The organism is Gilliamella sp. X-57 (assembly GCF_057063565.1).
Genome location: NZ_JBXSQI010000005.1, coordinates 23,425 through 42,630, shown reverse-complemented (window position 1 = coordinate 42,630; position 19,206 = coordinate 23,425). Strand labels below are relative to the sequence as shown.

The window sequence follows — 19,206 nt, the reverse complement described above, 5'->3', positions numbered from 1 at the left end:
ATGCGAGATTAGTAACCTAATCTCGCTATTATTTCAACTATGATTAGCTTTATTCAAAAAACTTTTTCACTTTGTCAAAGAAGCTTTTTTCTTTGGGGCTGTGTTTAGAGTTTTTATCGGCTTTAAAGCTTTCGCCTAGCTCTTTAAGCAGCTCTTTTTGTTTGCTCGTTAGGTTAACGGGTGTTTCAACCACAACATGGCAGTAAAGATCACCTACCGCACTACCACGTAATGATTTGACGCCTTTACCTCGTAGTCGGAACATTTTACCGGTTTGTGTTTCAGCAGGAATCGTTAAGCTGACCTTGCCATTAAGGGTTGGTACTTCAACTTCGCCACCAAGTGATGCCAATGCAATATTAATTGGAATTTCGCAATGCAAATTGGTGCCGTCTCGCTCAAAAATAGCATGTGGTTTAATTTGCATTTGAACATATAAATCACCTGCTGGTGCGCCATTTAAACCTGCTTCGCCCTCACCAGATAGTCGAATACGGTTGCCTGTATCAACACCGGCTGGAATAGTAACAGACAATGTTTTCGTTTTTTCAACACGACCTTCACCATGACATTTTTTACATGGATTTTTAACCACTTTACCCCGTCCATGACAAGTTGGACACTCTTGTTGCACGGCAAAAAATCCTTGTCGCATTTGTACAACACCTGCACCATGACAGGTATTACACGTGACCACATCAGAAGATTTTTCAGCGCCTTGCCCGTGGCAAGTATCACAACTTACCCAAGTTGGTACTTTAATTTCTTTATTAACGCCTGCTGCGGCTTCTTCTAATGTTAGGGAGATATTGTATTGTAAGTCATTGCCGCGAGAGGCGGTTTGACTGCGTCCACGACCGCCACCAAAGAAATCACTAAATATATCGTCGAATGCACCACCGCCAAAACCACCAAATCCGCCGAATCCACCCTGTCCTTGTTCAAAAGCTGCATGTCCATATTGATCATAAGCCGCTTTTTTTTGCGGATCAGTTAGGATTTCGTAAGCTTCTTTCACTTCTTTGAACTTTGCTTCGGCTTCGGCTTTGTTATCTTGATTCTTATCAGGATGATATTTCATCGCTAGGCGTTTATAGGCTTTTTTTATCTCACTTTCACTGGCACTTTTACTAACGCCCAATGTTTCATAATAATCTTTCTTCGCCATAATTAACCTTTATTTTTTTATGATTGTATAAACAACTAAACGGGCTTGAGTTACCTCGCGCCCGTTTAACTTGTTATATGCTTAAAACTTGTTGAAATAACTCATTAAAAAACATTGTAGTTAATGTTTATTTTTTATCATCATCAACTTCTTTGAAGTCTGCATCAACAACATCATCTTGCGCATTAGTGTTTCCACTATTTGCTTGACCCGCACCTTGAGCTGCTTGGGCTTGTTGTTGTGCTAATTCAAGCAATTTTTTAGATGCTTCCATTAATGCATTAATTTTAGCTTCAATTTCTGCTTTATCTTCGCCACGAGCGGCAACTTCTAAAGCACTGACTGCATCTTCAATTGCTTTTTTATCATCAGCTGATAACTGATCACCTGCTTCAGTCACTTGTTTACGTGTTGAGTGAACAAGATGATCGGCTTGGTTACGAGTTTGAGCTAGCTCTTCAAATTTACGGTCTGCATCGGCATTAGCTTCAGCATCGTTAACCATTTTTTGAATCTCTTCTTCACTTAATCCTGAAGAGGCTTTAATCGTAATTTTTTGTTCACGTCCAGTATTTTTGTCTTTCGCAGATACATGTAAAATACCGTCAGCATCAATATCAAATGTAACTTCAATTTGTGGCATACCGCGAGGTGCAGCTTGAATACCATCTAGATTGAATTGACCTAATGATTTGTTATCGCCCGCACGTTTACGTTCACCTTGTAACACATGAATGGTTACAGCTGATTGATTATCTTCAGCAGTTGAGAACACTTGACTATGTTTAGTTGGAATAGTTGTGTTCTTTTCAATTAAAGCTGTCATTACGCCACCCATAGTCTCAATACCTAAAGACAATGGCGTAACATCAAGTAATAACACATCTTTAACATCACCACCAAGTACACCACCTTGAACAGCCGCACCAACAGCAACTGCTTCATCAGGGTTTACATCTTTACGTGGTTCTTTACCAAAGAAGTCAGCAACCGCTTTTTGAACCATTGGCATACGTGTTTGACCACCAACAAGAATAACGTCTTTAATATCAGAAACAGAAAGACCTGCATCTTGTAATGCTGTTTTTACAGGATCCATTGAACGTTTAACTAAATCTTCAACTAAAGACTCAAGTTTAGCGCGTGTTACTTTAATATTTAAATGTTTTGGACCACTTGCATCAGCAGTGATATACGGTAAATTAATATCAGTTTGTTGTGCTGATGATAATTCAATTTTTGCTTTTTCTGCCGCTTCTTTTAAACGTTGCATTGCTAGCGGATCATTTTTTAGATCGAAGTTTTGTTCACGTTTAAATTCGTCAACTAAATAGTTGATTAAGCGTGAGTCAAAATCTTCACCACCTAAGTGAGTATCACCATTTGTTGCTAATACTTCAAAGGTTTTTTCACCATCAACGTCGTCGATTTCGATAATAGAAATATCAAATGTACCACCACCAAGGTCATAAACAGCAATAGTACGGTTACCTACATCTTTATCTAAACCATAAGCAAGGGCTGCAGCTGTTGGTTCGTTGATGATACGTTTTACATCAAGTCCAGCAATACGACCAGCATCTTTGGTTGCTTGACGTTGTGCGTCGTTAAAATAAGCAGGAACAGTAATTACCGCTTCAGTCACCGCTTCACCAAGATAATCTTCTGCTGTTTTTTTCATTTTCTTTAATACTTCGGCAGAAATTTGTGGTGGCGCAATTTTTTGACCTTTAACATCAACCCATGCATCACCATTATCGGCTTTTACAATTTTATATGGCATGATGCTAACATCGCGTTGTACTTCGGCATCTTCAAAACGACGACCAATTAAACGTTTAATGGCAAATAATGTATTTTGTGGATTAGTTACTGCTTGACGTTTTGCTGGTTGACCAACTAAGATTTCACCATCTTGAGTATAAGCAATAATGGAAGGGGTTGTACGATCGCCTTCTGCATTTTCTAATACTTTTGCTTGGCCATTGTCCATGACAGCAACACATGAATTTGTTGTACCTAAATCAATACCAATAATTTTACCCATAATCTTTTCTCCTCAAAATCTGTATTTTATTTCTTGTATATAGGTCTTAAATATTAATTTTCAAGCCTTTATTTCACAAAGAAATGTTTTTGTTTTCACATAAATGGGAACATTATTATTAATATCAAGGGGGACAAAAAAATAATTTCCCCTGAAATCTTGATTATCGCGTTTTCTGCACTTATTATTGCCGCTCTTTTTTAATCATCAAACTTAACTTATAGGATCCTTATGGAACAAACAAAACTTGCAAATCCTGGCCCACTTGGTTTAATGGGATTTGGTATGACAACAATTTTATTAAATATTCATAATGCTGGATTTTTCCCAGTTATGACAGTCATTGTCTCAATGGGTATTTTTTATGGTGGTCTTGCTCAAGTCATTGCTGGTATTTTAGAATTTAGAAAAGGCAATACGTTTGGTACAACAGCATTTACTTCTTATGGTTTCTTTTGGATTGCGTTAGTGGGCATTTGGTACTTACCTACTTCGCCAGCAACAGCACCATCTGATGCAACTTTTGTCGGTATCTTCCTTGCTTTATGGGGTATTTTTACTGGCTTTATGTTTATTGGCACATTAAAAGGTAACCGCGTATTACAATTTGTTTTTGCTAGTTTAACCGTGTTATTTGCTTTATTAGCTATTGGTAATATTTCAGGTAACCATGACATTCTCCATATCGCTGGTTTTGAAGGTATTCTTTGTGGCGCAAGTGCCATTTATTTAGCTATGGCTGAAGTGATTAATGAGCAATACGGTCGAACCATTTTACCTATTGGTGCACCAAAAGGCGCTGCACATTAATTTATCTATCACATCTACCCAATCGGTTGGTAGATGTGATCGCTTTCCCTCTACTCAAATACTATTTTTGATTTTTATTGGCATAACGAGTTGTTAATGAACGGCATACATCATGAAGCGACTGGGTATGTTTTTCGATTATTTCGTTAGATAAATAGTTGTCTTTTGATGAATGAGCATTATTAATAACAATTTTACCATCTTTATCTATATCACCAGATGTGATCATGATGTAATTAGGTAATTGGGTTTCCATTTTTCCTGTATAAATAGTTTTGTCTTCTATTTGTAGAGCCGATCCTTGTGGTTTTAGATAAATTAAATCATTGCCATTACCAATACTGTCTATAAAAATAAATTTTTTGTCTTTTATTTGGCTAGAGTAGCTTTCCAGCATTTTTAAGCCATATTGACTACTGTTCCCTCCATCATATAAAACAAAGGCTATTTTTTTCTTGTCTTTTTTGTCGAGTTGGTTAATCAAGTTAATAATAGTAATAATACTTGATGAATTACAAACAAAATTCTTTTGATTAGGAATGCCGCTCTTAAATTTAAATACAACAAAAAATAGCAAAACAGTTGAAATAATTGAGCTAATACCAGCAATGCTAAAAAAGCCTTGAGTACTAATATTTGGAAGAAAGACAAAATAATTTAATATCAGCGATATAATAAATAAAAAAACAATAGGCGCAATACTGATAAAGTAATTTAATTTATTAAATTGCGGTGTAAATGCGTAGTTTTTTTGAAGATTAAAACAGTTAATAGCCGTATCATAATAAGTGCAGATGATTAATTCAGCTTTATTTAAATCACCAATATAAGCATTGTAGTAGCTTTCATACCGTCTTGTGGCTAATTTCAATTTAGCCAGTTTTGCATCAACTATATAGCCTAATTGACTGAGTTCTTTAGATATCACTCTTAAAAAAGCAATCTTTTCTTTAGAAGAAAACCGTTTGCCAAAGATGACGCAATATCGTAGAACAAGATCTTTAAGTATTTCCATTTTTAATAAACTATCTAAATATAAAATTTAAAATAATATAGTGAATAAACCTTTATACAATCCAATTAACTATGAAGATAAAAAATAAGTTGATAGGTATAGACTAAAAACTATCAACTTAATAAATAATATTATTAGTTAAATTAAACTATTTAATAATCGTCTTCACTTTCAGATTTGTTAGAATGCATAATATTTGCAATAGCATCTTGAATGTTTTCATGCCCTGATTCAATACACTCTTTTGTCAACTCTTGCAGTGATAGCGAATCTCTATTGCATACTGCATTAATTACCATTGGCAAGCTCATACCAGTAATAACGCGAACATTCATGCCAAGATCATGCCATTGTGGCACACATTGCATTGATGCGTTATAAGGAGAAGCACCATAGAGATCGACAAAAATTAAAACACCATCGCCAGAATCTAACGATTTGCTACAATTAAATAAATCCGTTTTTAATTGATTAATATCTTGCCCTGGGTTAAGTGATAATGATTCAAATTTGTCTTGTTCCCCAACAATCATTGTTACACTATCTTTTATTCCTAAAGCCATCTTGCCATGGCTAATTAATAACACGCCTATCATTTTTACCATCCTATATTATTCAAACATCTTGATTGCTTCATTTAATGTGACTTTTTTCAATGAAGGCGTTGCTTGAAAATAGATATCCATATTAGGGAAACTCTTTTTTAAATCGATCAATAGATCAAGTTGCTCTTTGTTAATCGATACTTCTTTAATTATTGAAGTTGCGCCAGGTACTAATGGTAAACCACCAATATTAAGATTAGTTATTGGTACCCCAGCTTTAATAATTTTATACATTATCTCAATATTTTTAGTAATTAAGATAACATTAAAATCATCATATTTGCGATCATTCCAATATCTTACAGCGCCATCTTCTTTTAATACTCTGATTTTATGGCCTGTGCTAGCACCAGCACCTAAAATGATATTTTTTGTAAACTCATCATTTGCTGAATAGTCATCGGCAACGAATAAGGCATTAGCACCGGCCGCTTTAGAAACATTAGTTGCGACTTGACCATGAATAAGACGACTATCTACACGAGCTAAAACAACTTTTCCCATAATTTAAAACCTCTATTTTTTATATCACTATTTTATAAAATGCCAATTGCAGCTAAAACACCTAGTATAATGGTTAATCCAACTAATGCTCTGGTGACTTTTAAACCTTTCTTAGAAAAATAAAAATATAATCCCATTACAACAATGAGCGGTAACGCACCAGGTAAAATTTTATCTAATGTATCTTGTATAACGAAATCTTTGCCTGATAAGGTAAATTTTAAGCTTGATGAGACTTTAATATAGCTGGCAGCTAAAATTCCCATCATAAATAGACCTAAAATAGATAAGCCTTCTATAAGCATTTGCATTTTGTTACCCACCACTTCTGTAGCGGCATTTCTACCTAATTTGAATCCTAATTGCGCAAAATAATATCCCACAAAAAGTTGATATATTACAAAAGCAAAGAAAGGGAACAACGCACCAATTGCTAATCCTTCTTGTGCCCAAGGAAGTGCTATTGCAATAAAAATATATTGTATAGTACCCGAGTCAATCGCATCTCCAATGCCAGCTAATGCTCCCATTAAACCCGCTTTAGTATTATAAAGAACATCATCATCAATACTGATTGGTTTGTTTTGATAAACCTCATCGGCTCGAACTGATTCAAGAGAGGCCATAATTCCTGAAATTGTTCCTCCCCCCCAAGTTATTTGAGTATTAAAAAACAATAAATGTCGTTGGTAAGCTGCTGCCAGTTCACTCTTTGATTTATATAATTTTTTAAGGATTGGCATTAACCCCCACATCAATGATGCTGCAAGATAACGATCAAATGAGTGTGGGATTTCGTTGGCATAATACCATCGTAACCAAGCAAAAGTTATATCCTTTTTAGTAATAGTCTCTGGTTTTAGATCAATGCTTTCTTGTACTATTTCTGTCATTATAAAATTCCTCTATCTAATTGATTCATCAAATCACTGTAGATTAATAATCGTCATCATCTTGATTGCTATTATTTGAATTATTTCTAGGCTGATCCGCCGCAGAATTTACTGCTTCACTTTTTGCAAGAACAAAAATAAAGGCAACAATAGCTCCAACAATCGCATAAGTTACCATTGTTATATTCAGTGGTTTGGCCATTACTGCCATAAAATAAGCCAATAAGAAGAAAATGATGTAGCTCTTTTTACCAATAACATAAATGGTTAATGCAATACCAACTGCGGCAAGACCACCACCAATAACGTTAAGAATATGGAAAACCACTCCCCCAGCATTGGATTTAATGACATCAGCAATAATCGGTGCTCCAAAATATAGTGCAACAAACATAAACGGAACAAATAAGGCAAAACTACAAATTATTGGTAATATAATGATAGAAAGAGTTAATCCTGAACTATTTGCTTCTTGCGCATATCTTTCAGTTAATTTCATAATCATAGTGTTAAAGAAAAATCTTAGTTGATACAAGTAAGATCCTAATAAACCAACTGGTACAGCAACTGCAACCGCAGCGGTTGGCTCCATATTTCCAAGCAACGCAACAGGAACAGCAACAGCAGTTGCAATAGCTGGCTCTGATGGCATTTGACCACCTGGCGAAAAAACGCCCATGTAAATTAATTGTATTGCGGCAGTTGTTATCATGGCGTTTGGAATATCATTAAAAACAACACCAACAATTAAACCTGTCATCATTGGGGTAAACCTTAACGTTAAGGTTGCGCCACCCAATCCCCGTGACATAACCATTGCAACCCATATGGAAATAATCGCCGCTTGAAGAAACGTTACATGCATTTCTTGCATATATAGACTCCTTAATATTTTTTGTTATTACTTAAAATGTTAAATAACTTTTTAAGAAACAACTGATTGTAGTTCTAAATTATTAACAAAGTTTTCTACATCTTGTACACACTTTTCCCCCATACCTTGCAGACATTCAATGGCATAAGCGGAAGTATGAGGTGTAACAAGTACTTTAGGGTGTTTAACTAAAGGATGATCGTTATATGAAGGTTCGACATACATTACGTCAGTTGCATGTCCCGCAACAATACCACTATCAAGTGCATTTAATAACGCACTTTCATCAATCAATTCAGCTCGTGCAGTATTCGTAATATAGACACCTTTTTTCATTAAAGAAAATTGAGGCTCTTTTAAGATATGGTAGCTTGTTTCATTCAGTGATGCATTTAAAGAGATGATGTCGGAATTTTGAAGCAAATAATCTAATTCAACAATTTCGATATTATTTTTATGTGCCCATTCTTTATTGACCTTAGGATCAACCACAAGTAACCGAGTATTAAAGCCGTGTTTAAATATTTCTGCGACCCGACTACCAATATTACCGCATCCAATAACACCAACAACTTTACCCGTAACATTAACGCCTAGAAAAGAGGCTCTTTTTTTCCATTCATTTGACTTAACAGCCGCTTGAGATTGAACTGTTTGTCTAATTAATGCTAGTAAATTCGTTACTGCATTTTCAGCAACCGCATCTCGCTCAACTAAAGGGGGAACAATAGTAACGATCGTACCATGCTCTTTAGCAGCAATAACATCGACGTTATTAAACCCTATTCCATGGCGAGAAAGTAAAAATAAAGGATCTTTTTTATTATCAAAAAACACTTTATCAAAAAATGGCCTGACACTGGCAATGACAATATTGATCCCTTGCAATGCATCAGCTAATTCTTTTCCAGAAATACTATTTTCAAAAGTAAAATGTTTTACTTCACCTATTTTTTCTAATCGTTTTAAATGATCTGGAAAATATTTTCCAAAACTACTTGAGTTGATTATTGCAATTCTATAATTTTTCACTCAATGCTCCTAGTTAATAAATTACCACTCTTACAATTATATTTATTGGAAAATAAACATTGTTTACTTTCCACCCAGTCGTTATGTGACTGGTAACATTAAGTATAGTTAATTAATTTAAGAAAAAAGTGAATTTAGATCACATATTGAACAATTACTCACTAAAAAATAGACTCAACTCAATGAATGGCAAATCTTGTTAGTATAAAAATCCTAGATAAATATTGACGAAAAGAGAAATATGAAACTAAATATCAGAAAGGAGAGCACATAGATTCAATCAATAAAAAAGGGCAACCATGCCCTTTTTTAATCTGTTTTTTAAAATCTAATCAATTATTTTTTATATGCATCGTTATGAACACCAACTGCCGCACGTCCAGACGGATCGTTTAGGTTCTTAAATGATTCATCCCATTCAATCGCTTTCGCAGTTGAGCAAGCAACTGTTGGACCACCAGGCACACAATGTGCTGCACTTTCAAGTGGGAACCGTTCATTAAAAATCTCACGATACATATAGGCTTCTTTTGAAGTCGGCGTATTGTACGGGAAGCGGAATTTTGCATTTTCTAATTGCTGATCAGTAATTTTACTTTCGGCAATCTCTTTTAATGTATCAATCCAGCTATAACCCACACCGTCAGAGAATTGCTCTTTTTGACGCCAAACAACCGATGCTGGTAAGTAAGATTCAAATGCTTCGCGGACAATGTGTTTTTCCATTTTGCCATTACTACCACACATTTTATCTTTTGGATTAATGCGCATAGCAACATCTAAGAATTTCTTATCAAGGAATGGAACGCGCGCTTCAACGCCCCACGCCGCCATCGCTTTATTAGCACGAGCACAATCATACATATGCAGTGCCGCTAATTTGCGTACGGTTTCTTCATGGAACTCTTTGGCATTTGGTGCTTTGTGGAAATAAAGGTAACCACCAAACACTTCATCAGCACCTTCACCAGATAGTACCATTTTAATGCCCATAGCTTTGATTTTACGTGCCATTAAATACATCGGTGTGGACGCGCGAATAGTTGTTACATCATAAGTTTCAATGAAATAAATTACATCACGAATGGCATCAATACCTTCTTGAATAGTAAAGTTAATTTCATGATGAACTGTACCTAAATGATCCGCAACCGCTTGCGCCGCTTTAAGATCGGGTGCACCTTTTAGACCTACTGCAAATGAGTGCAACTGCGGCCACCATGCTTCTGATTTTTCGTGATCTTCAACACGGCGCGCTGAGAATTTTTTAGTGATTGCTGAAATGACTGAAGAATCAAGTCCACCTGATAATAACACACCATAAGGCACATCAGACATCAAATGACTTTTTACTGACTCTTCTAATGCAAGGCGAAGTTCATTGATGTCTGTTTTATTATCCTTAACATTGTCATAATCCATCCAGTCACGTTTGTAGTAGGTTTTGATTTCACCTTCGGTACTAGATAAGTAACATCCTGGAGGAAAAGCCTCAATTGTTTTACAAACAGGCACGAGTGCTTTCATTTCAGAGGCAACATAAAATGTGCCATTTTCATCATGACCAGTATACATTGGAATAATACCGATATGATCACGACCAATAAAATAGCTACCTTTATTAATATCATAAAGGATAAACGCAAACATGCCTTGTAATTCGTCAAGACAGTCAATACCCTTTTCTTGATATAAAGCAAGAATTACTTCACAGTCTGAACCGGTTTGAAACTCATAACGATCTTTGTACTGATTTCGGAGTTCTTGATGATTATAAATTTCGCCATTCACCGCTAAAACTAGAGTTTTATCTTTATTATAAAGAGGCTGAGATCCGGTATTAACATCCACAATTGATAAACGTTCATGAGCAAGAATAGCTTTATCAGACGCAAAAATACCAGACCAATCAGGACCACGATGACGCTGTAGACATGATAGCTCTAATGCTTTTGTTCGTAGTTGTTCTGGATCTGATTTAATATCAAGAATACCTAAAATCGAACACATTGATTTTCTCCATTTCAAATCGCATAAGCGATACTATTACAAGTAAAAAAACTAACTAGATAAAAACTTCACATCTTTTTTATTAAATATAAAAAGATAATGAACAAATATTTAAACAAACAGCATACACATTATTAATACACAATTAAAGTACAATGTCATTATACTTTTTCTATCGTTGCAAAAAGTGATGATTATTTTTTTAACCATTGACCTTGTTGCTTTATATATTGACCTGCTGGGGTCTTTTCTTGCGCTTTACTACCCGCTTTTTTTTCTACTTCACTTAAAGGAACATTGCTTTCAGCGGACACTTTTTGATACTGTGCTTTACGAGCTTGATTAATCAGTTGCGCAATTTCGGTGGCATTACCTGCATTTTTCACAACACCTAAATAACCATCAGCCTGTTCGCCAACGATACCTTGTGCTTTGGCTTGACTCAATGAATCAATAGCTTGCTCTAAATTTAATGCAAACGCAGAAAAAGACAAAAAGACAGACAATAATGCTACAGTTGCTTTTTTACAAATAGTCATAACAAACTCCTTAATAAATACATCATATTTTATTAATTTGAATGCGAATACAGGTTTTTCTATTAGTCACATTCAAAAGGATAGATGAAAATAAAACCGATTAATTTAATATAATCCAGATTTATTGATGATATTATCTAACGCCTTATCAACCTTAATATTAATTTCATGGTCTATCTTAACATTCAAATTGATATTAATCGGTTCGCTCGGCGCTTGCACTTTTACTGTTGGCGAACATCCGATTAACGCACTACTTAGCATCATTATTGCAATAACATTTCGTACCATAAAATAACCTCTTATTTTGAAGCTTCCTTTTTTAAACGTGCTTGAATTCGTTTACGAACTGGCTCACTAATTTGATCTGATAACTGTAAGCTCATCAGCAATTTAGCCATATTTTCTTCAAGATTGATATTTAAATTCACTGCTTTGCCATTTTCAACATCTAAATTACTTCCTTGAATATTCAATTTCAATTTAGCAATGTCGTTGGCGTAATCAACTGTACCTTGTAATTTAGTATAATGAAAGTTTTTAATAATATCAGTGAGTATTTTCATATTTGGGTTATTTTGCGCATAATTTTTTAAGGCTGAATTTTCAAACTGTAAATAACCTTGATTAATTGTGGTTAGCTGCCCATTTTTAATTGCCAGTTCAAATGCCGCCTCACTCTTTGTTTTCGCTTTTAATAATGTAATCGGTAAAAAACCATCAATTGTACCGTCGCCAGCAAGCCCTTCGGTTGGATATTTAGCAAGAATATCTTTTAATTGTATCTGTTTTATCTTTAAATTTAATTGTTGGGGTAATTTAGCTAAATTCAATTTACTCGGTTCAATAAAAACTGAGCCAGAAAAAATATCAGCTTGAAGCTTTTTCCAAGTAACTATTCCTTTGCTAGGTGCTTTGAATGAAGCGGAATAACTTCCAGCTAATTTTAGCTTTTCAAAGGCGATACCCATGTTTACTTCTTGAACATTTAACGCCGGCGTTGAAATCGTAAATCGGTTATCTTTAACAATAATATTGACATTACCTGTCACCGATTTGATTTCACTACTTTTATAAATACCATTGAGCTTATTAACCGTTAGCATTGCTATAACAGAGAGTTTATTGCTATCAAACGGAATTTTTGATTGAAGTTGCATATTCAAATGCCCTGTGCCAGAACCAAGGAGTAAATCGTTAGAAATATTCGCTTTATCAAAGCTAATTGAGGCGTTATCTGAAGTTGTTAATGCCAATTGATCAGCAGATACCCAACCAGTAAATGGTAATGTTAAGTTGCTATTTTCTAGACCAAATGGCTTTAAAGATGTTTTAAAAAGACCGTTTTGTATATCAAAACGTGAAGCTGTTTGATTAACCAACAAAGTAGCTGACAATTGTGCGATCTCTTGGGTATTGGTTGCTACATTCAGTTGTATCGCTTCTTGCTGTTTACTGATATCGACTTTTAAATCGAATTGTTTTTTATCTTGTTCATAAAATCGCAATGTATCTATATGAATCGTCTTAGGTGACCAATAAATAATCGTTGGAATCAAAGAGAGATCAAGATCGGATTGATTAAGATTATCAGTAGCAGTATCAACTACATTTTCGACAGAATCTACGACCGTTTCAGATTGATTTACTTGCCAGTGGATATCTAAATTATTTGCAGATAAATATGACCATGAAATTAATAGATTTTTAGCTGTTATAGAGATTTGAGATTGCTTGCTAACAGTAAGTTCATCAAAAGTAAGGCCATCAAAACCAAGGCTAGCATCATGCCAATCGACCATAATTCCATGTTTCTGCTTAAATGACTGCCAATAGTGCCACCCATATAAGCAAAACAATGCGATCAAAAATAAGATACTTAGTGAGATCCAATAGCGTTTTTTTAAGCGAACCATAGAAGTGCTCGATTTGGCGAAAATAATTGCAGGCATTACCCTGCAATAAATAGATTAATTTTGAGATTGCTCACGCTGAGTAATATATGCCAGAGCTTTATCAATTCTAGCAAGCGTGCGCTTTTTACCAACGGCAAAAACAGTTGCATCAACCGATGGTGATTGCCCGATACCGGTTACTGCAACGCGTAGTGGCATGCCGACTTTTCCCATACCAACATCCAGTTCAGCTGCCGTTTGTTCAATGGCATGATGAATTTTATCTATTTGCCAATCAAAATCGGCGATCGCTTCAATTTTGGCTTTAAGTGTTTCTAATGGTTGTTTAGCCACGGGGCGAAGGTGTTTTTTAGCTGCATCTGCATCAAAATCAGCAAAGTCTTGATAACAATAAGAACAAGATTCAGCCATTTCTTTCAGCGTTTTACAACGTTCGCCAAATAGCTTAATGATAGTAATAAGATCGGGACCATTAGCTAAATCATAGCCTTGTTGGTTCATATGCCAAACTAAATGCTGAGCAACATAATCTGCATCTAAATGATTAATATAATGGTGATTTAACCAAAGTAATTTTTCAGTATTAAATGCACTGGCTGATTTACTCACTGCATTTAATGAAAAATAACTAATCATTTCAGGCACTGAGAAGATTTCTTGATCGCCATGCGACCACCCAAGGCGTACTAAATAGTTAAGTAGCGCTTCGGGTAAATAACCGTCATCACGATATTGCATTACACTGACCGCACCATGGCGTTTAGATAATTTTTGTCCATCATCCCCTAAAATCATCGATACGTGCCCATACTCAGGCAATGGTGCACCTAACGCTTTGAGAATGTTGATCTGACGAGGTGTGTTGTTGATGTGATCTTCACCACGAATAACATGGGTAATTTCCATATCCCAATCATCAACAACCACACAGAAATTATAAGTTGGTGAACCGTCTGTGCGACGAATAATAAGATCATCAAGCTCTTTATTGGCGATCTCAATCGGTCCTCGGATTAAATCATTAAAGATAACGGTACCATCAATAGGATTAGCAAAACGAACAACATGAGGTTCATCATGAGAATGTTCTTTTTGTACCGAATCACAACGGCAATGACCATCGTAACGCGCTTTTTCACCTTTCGCCATCTGTTCTTCACGTAGCTGGTCAAGGCGTTCTTTAGAACAGTAACAACGATAAGCTGTACCTTTGGTTAACATTTCGTCAATAACGAGATTATAACGATCAAAACGTTTAGTTTGATAATAAGGACCTTCATCCCATGATAATTTTAACCAATTCATACCCTCCATTATTGCTTCAATCGCTTCTGGTGTTGAACGCTCAAGATCGGTATCTTCAATACGTAATACAAATGAACCTTTTGCATGGCGAGTATAAAGCCAAGAATAAAGTGCGGTACGAGCACCACCTACGTGTAAATAGCCTGTTGGGCTGGGTGCAAAACGGGTTTTGATTTTCATGAAATAATCCTAAAAATAACAAAAACGAGCGCCTAATTAACCAGACTGCGGCTTGCGCTCCCTTTTCTTATTCTGCCTGTTGCTCTGACAGAATAACATTTTGATATAAATTTGATTTAGTTACCTATTCTAACACGCCGAAAGGTTTCGGCAATAGTACCATTAATGTTAGAAAATTAAGCCATGCTGTGTAAAAAAGTTTCAGAAAAGCATGTGTTTCAGTATAAAATTAACACTTAGCCATTTTATTTAAGTCAAGGCTGATTTATTTAGTGCTGATCTAGCCTCATTAGTGTGCTTCATCCCAGTTATCACCCACGCCGACATCCACTTTTAATGGTATAGATAGCTGATAACAATTTTCCATAATCGATTTTATTTGAGTTCGATACTGTTCAACCAATTCCTCTTTTACTTCAAATACGAGTTCATCGTGGACTTGCATCACCATCCTAATATTACCTACAGGTAGGCTTTTAATCCATTCACTTACCTTAATCATCGCTGTTTTGATAATATCGGCCGCCGTGCCTTGCATTGGCGCATTAATAGCGGCACGCTCAGCACCGCGACGTTCAATACCACTTCCTGATTTAATTTTAGGAAGATACAAACGTCGACCAGATAAAGTTTCAATATAACCTTGTTCTGCTGCTTGCTGGCGGGTTTCGTCCATATAAGTTTGAACGCCTGGGTAACGTTCAAAATAGCGATCGATATAAAAGCTTGCTTCTTTACGAGTAATATTAATTTGTTTAGATAAACCAAAAGCACTCATACCGTAAATTAATCCAAAATTAACTGCTTTTGCCCGTCTTCGCTCTTCAAAAGTGACTTCAGATTCAGATTTATCTAAAATTTCGCTAGCTGTCACTCGGTGAATATCTTTATCGTTAGCAAAAGCGTTAAGTAAGCTTTTATCTTGTGATAGATGCGCCATGATACGTAATTCAATTTGCGAATAATCAGCAGAAATAATCTTATAACCTTTTGGCGCAACAAATGCCTGTCGAATTCGGCGCCCTTCTTCGGTTCTCACTGGAATATGTTGTAAATTTGGCTCATTTGACGACAATCGACCCGTTATTGTACCGATTTGATTATAATTAGTGTGGATCCGATGATCGATAGGGCTAATCATCAATGGTAATTTATCGGTATAAGTATTTTTTAACTTAGCTAAACTACGATAAAGCAAAATCATGCGCGGCAATTCGTATTGATTAGCGAGCTCACTCAAAACATCTTCACTAGTTGACGGTTCGCCTTTTGGTGTCTTTTTGAGTATCGGTAATTGATGCTTATCAAATAAAAGAGCTTGAATTTGTTTAGGTGATGCGGGATTAAAATTTTCACCTGCCAACAATTGTAATCTTTCTTGAATTTCGTTCAATTTGTTGTTCAATTCAGTAGAATGCTTATTTAATAACTTGGCATCAATCAAAACACCGGTTCTTTCCATTTCGGCTATTATAATGGTGAGTGGCATTTCAATATTAGTGAATAGATTTTTTAATTTTTGGTCTCGTTCAAGATCAGGCCATAACTTATTATGCAATTGTAACGTGATATCGGCATCTTCAGCAGCATATTGCGTCGTTTTTATTACATCAATATTATCAATAGTCACTCGAATTTTATCAAATTTAGTTAATTCATCATAAGTAATGGTTTTGTGATTCAAATAGCGATTTGCCAAACTATCCATATCATGACGGTCATTACTGTTTAATACATAAGATTCAATCATGGTATCAAACGCAATCCCTTGCACTGTTATGCCATAGTTTGCCAGCACGCTGTAATCAAATTTCGCATTTTGGGCAATTTTTGCGATTTTAGGATTTTCAAATATCGGTTTTAATTTAGCTAAAACATCATTGAGCGGCAATTGCTTCGGAACACCTAAATATTGGTGAGCAAGTGGAATATAAGCCGCTTGATAAGGTTCAACACTGAGTGATATGCCTACTAATTTAGCATGCACATGATCTACATTATCGGTTTCAGTATCAAACGCGAATTGCTTCCTATTTGTTAATTTTACAAGCCATTCATCTAGTTGTTCATTGGTTAATATGCATTGATAATCAGTTTCTGTGTTTTGTGAAGTTGGTGTAAGTTGTTCTTCTTGAGTAGAGAAGAAGAAATTATCATCGGCTTCTACCGCAGTATTTTTTTGCTGTTTTAAAAAGGTACCACCAATTAATTCTTTTTGCCAACGATGAAAACCATAGTAATTAAACAACTCAATTAGAGCCTTAACGTCAATATCCCCTACCAATAATTGCTCATTGGTAAAATCTAACTTCACATCGGTTTTGATTGTTGCGAGTAAATAAGAAAGATCTGCATCATTTTGATTATCAATCAATTTTTTCTTTAAAGATTTAGCGCCTCGGATCGATAATTTTTCAATATCATCCAATCGATTATAAATATCTTTTATGCCATCAAATTCAGATAATAAACTTTGTGCCGTTTTTTCCCCTATGCCCGGTACACCAGGGATATTATCGGAAGAATCCCCTCTTAATGCTAAATAATCAATCATCTTTTCGGGTGGAACACCAAATTTTTCCATAACGCCTTTTGGATCAAGAATCGTATTATTCATGGTATTAATAAGCGTGATTTTATCACTCACCAACTGAGCCATGTCTTTATCGCCAGTACTAATCAACACTTCAAGATTTTCCTTTTCTGCTTGTCTAGCTAGTGTACCAATGACATCATCTGCTTCGACACCATCAATGCAAAGTAGTGGTAAACCCATGGCTTTCAAAATAGTGTGAATAGGTTCAATTTGGGGACGAAGATTTTCGGGCATTGCCTCTCGGGTAGCTTTATATTCGCTATAGATCTCGTTACGAAATGATCCCCCTTTGGCATCAAATACCACAGCAATATGGGAAGAGTTGTATTGATTAATTAAACTACGAACCATATTAATCACACCAAAAATAGCGCCTGTTGGCTCACCTTTGGCATTTGTTAATGGAGGACATGCAAAAAAAGCACGGTAAAGATAAGATGATCCATCAATTAAAATAATCGGTGTATTATTTGGCATTATGGTTACCTAAAACGTTAGTCAATTCAATGACTGATAGTATAACCTAATTAGCTAGAATATTCTTAGGAAGACAATAATATAATGTAAAAAAGTTTCAGGAAACTATGCGTTTTAGTATAAAAATCTGTAAGAACTGTATATTACATCACGAGTGTTATATAATATTGCCTCTAATTTCGCCTGAGTATTTGATAAATGACAGAATTAACTCTTGCTGCGCAAAAAGTCAAAGAAGCACTAGCCGCTAAAAACCTTGAAACACCATCATGCCGTCTAGCTATGGATAATAGTGAGCGTAAAGCAAAAATCGAGGCTCACTTCCGTGAAATTATGAAATTAATGGAGCTGGATTTGACTGATGATAGTCTTGCCGAGACGCCTCATCGTGTATCAAAAATGTATGTTGATGAGATTTTTTCAGGTCTTTATTATGAAAATTTTCCGAAAATCACGCTAATCGAAAATAAAATGCAAGTTGACGAGATGATAACTGTTCGCGATATTACACTAACCAGTGTTTGTGAACACCATTTTGTTACCATCGACGGCAAAGCTACCGTTTCTTATATTCCGAAAGATAAAGTGATTGGTTTATCGAAAATCAATCGTATCGTTGAGTTTTTTTCACAACGCCCCCAAGTACAAGAAAGGTTAACGCAGCAAATTTTAGTTGCTCTGCAAACGTTACTTGGTACAGTCAATGTTGCAGTTTCAATTGATGCGACCCATTATTGCGTAAAAGCCAGAGGCATTAAAGATTCGAGCAGCACGACAACCACCACAGCGCTTGGAGGGGGTTTTAAAACAAATCCAAGTACAAGACAAGAGTTTTTACGAGCACTAAACCATTATTGATATTATATGTAAGAAAACGCTGGAGTGTTTATATTTCATGATTAAAATAATCGGCTAAAAACACATAAGGCGTTTTCCTAAAAATTGATTAATGTTTTGTTTTATATATTTTTTATTTTGAAATATTTCCTGATTATGCCATCTCTCCATTAAAGTGCGTATCACGCTTTCTGCTTTCCTATTCGCTTTTGGGTGGGTAGATTTTGTGAATATTTCGTCCAGATAAGTTTTGTTATCGTGTTTTATTTGCCAGATTAGATTTATCTTCAATCGGGCTTTTTTGACTCGTTATACATGGTTGGAAGATTGCTCACAAAGCGTTTAACCAAATCGGTGACAGTTATTTTTTCTTTATGATACTTGCCATATCTCTTGCT

Annotated in this window: 16 protein-coding genes; 2 read left to right on the top strand and 14 right to left on the bottom strand. The window is 35.4% G+C overall.

Translation table 11 applies throughout. The features are described from left to right. Positions 1-49: 49 nt before the first annotated feature. Entirely contained in the window at positions 50-1,168 is a 1,119-nt protein-coding gene (gene dnaJ / locus ACYIAL_RS03725; protein ID WP_483751016.1) for a molecular chaperone DnaJ, read from the bottom strand. A gap of 127 nt (positions 1,169-1,295) precedes the next feature. Further along, complete coding sequence (dnaK, locus tag ACYIAL_RS03720; protein WP_085246966.1) at positions 1,296-3,215, bottom strand: molecular chaperone DnaK; 1,920 nt, start codon at positions 3,213-3,215, stop codon at positions 1,296-1,298. A gap of 231 nt (positions 3,216-3,446) precedes the next feature. On the opposite strand from dnaK, the gene satP reads away from it, so the two are divergent. Beyond that, positions 3,447-4,025 carry an acetate uptake transporter gene (gene satP / locus ACYIAL_RS03715; RefSeq protein ID WP_160431874.1) on the top strand — a complete coding sequence of 193 codons (579 nt, stop codon included), beginning with the start codon at positions 3,447-3,449 and terminating at the stop codon, positions 4,023-4,025. Between the two features lie 61 nt (positions 4,026-4,086). Here satP and ACYIAL_RS03710 read toward each other — a convergent pair whose 3' ends face one another. The 12 genes from ACYIAL_RS03710 to polA all read right to left on the bottom strand — a co-directional run bounded on the left by ACYIAL_RS03710 (position 4,087) and on the right by polA (position 17,971). Continuing rightward, complete coding sequence (locus ACYIAL_RS03710; RefSeq protein WP_483751015.1) at positions 4,087-5,040, bottom strand: hypothetical protein; 954 nt, start codon at positions 5,038-5,040, stop codon at positions 4,087-4,089. A 152-nt stretch (positions 5,041-5,192) separates the two neighbouring features. Continuing rightward, positions 5,193-5,636, bottom strand: coding sequence for a PTS sugar transporter subunit IIA (locus ACYIAL_RS03705; RefSeq protein ID WP_483751014.1), 444 nt, complete (start codon positions 5,634-5,636; stop codon positions 5,193-5,195). A 15-nt stretch (positions 5,637-5,651) separates the two neighbouring features. Then, the gene (locus ACYIAL_RS03700; protein WP_160431877.1) at positions 5,652-6,149 is read right to left on the bottom strand and encodes a PTS sugar transporter subunit IIB; all 498 of its coding nucleotides are present in this window, start codon (positions 6,147-6,149) and stop codon (positions 5,652-5,654) included. A 32-nt stretch (positions 6,150-6,181) separates the two neighbouring features. Continuing rightward, the gene (locus tag ACYIAL_RS03695) at positions 6,182-7,042 is read right to left on the bottom strand and encodes a PTS system mannose/fructose/sorbose family transporter subunit IID (protein ID WP_160431878.1); all 861 of its coding nucleotides are present in this window, start codon (positions 7,040-7,042) and stop codon (positions 6,182-6,184) included. A gap of 43 nt (positions 7,043-7,085) precedes the next feature. Beyond that, entirely contained in the window at positions 7,086-7,907 is an 822-nt protein-coding gene (locus ACYIAL_RS03690) for a PTS mannose/fructose/sorbose/N-acetylgalactosamine transporter subunit IIC (protein ID WP_160431905.1), read from the bottom strand. Positions 7,908-7,967: 60 nt separating this feature from the next. Beyond that, on the bottom strand, positions 7,968-8,948 hold the full coding sequence (locus ACYIAL_RS03685) for an NAD(P)-dependent oxidoreductase (protein WP_160431879.1): 981 nt from the start codon (positions 8,946-8,948) through the stop codon (positions 7,968-7,970). A 336-nt stretch (positions 8,949-9,284) separates the two neighbouring features. Next, positions 9,285-10,958: an asparagine synthase B gene (gene asnB, locus ACYIAL_RS03680; RefSeq protein WP_483751013.1), complete on the bottom strand. Its 1,674-nt coding sequence runs from the start codon at positions 10,956-10,958 to the stop codon at positions 9,285-9,287. A 194-nt stretch (positions 10,959-11,152) separates the two neighbouring features. After that, positions 11,153-11,497, bottom strand: coding sequence for a YdbL family probable chaperone protein (locus ACYIAL_RS03675; RefSeq protein ID WP_483751012.1), 345 nt, complete (start codon positions 11,495-11,497; stop codon positions 11,153-11,155). A 105-nt stretch (positions 11,498-11,602) separates the two neighbouring features. Continuing rightward, the gene (locus ACYIAL_RS03670) at positions 11,603-11,788 is read right to left on the bottom strand and encodes a YnbE family lipoprotein (RefSeq protein WP_085246970.1); all 186 of its coding nucleotides are present in this window, start codon (positions 11,786-11,788) and stop codon (positions 11,603-11,605) included. 11 nt (positions 11,789-11,799) lie between these two features. Continuing rightward, positions 11,800-13,413: an intermembrane phospholipid transport protein YdbH family protein gene (locus tag ACYIAL_RS03665; RefSeq protein WP_483751011.1), complete on the bottom strand. Its 1,614-nt coding sequence runs from the start codon at positions 13,411-13,413 to the stop codon at positions 11,800-11,802. A 54-nt stretch (positions 13,414-13,467) separates the two neighbouring features. Continuing rightward, positions 13,468-14,898 (bottom strand): glutamate--tRNA ligase, encoded by a 1,431-nt coding sequence (gene gltX / locus ACYIAL_RS03660; RefSeq protein ID WP_483751010.1) that lies wholly within the window; start codon positions 14,896-14,898, stop codon positions 13,468-13,470. Between the two features lie 289 nt (positions 14,899-15,187). After that, positions 15,188-17,971 (bottom strand): DNA polymerase I, encoded by a 2,784-nt coding sequence (polA, locus tag ACYIAL_RS03655; protein ID WP_483751009.1) that lies wholly within the window; start codon positions 17,969-17,971, stop codon positions 15,188-15,190. A gap of 198 nt (positions 17,972-18,169) precedes the next feature. Between polA and folE the strand changes: the two genes are divergently transcribed. Continuing rightward, on the top strand, positions 18,170-18,829 hold the full coding sequence (gene folE / locus ACYIAL_RS03650) for a GTP cyclohydrolase I FolE (protein ID WP_174796835.1): 660 nt from the start codon (positions 18,170-18,172) through the stop codon (positions 18,827-18,829). The last annotated feature ends 377 nt before the right edge of the window (positions 18,830-19,206 follow it).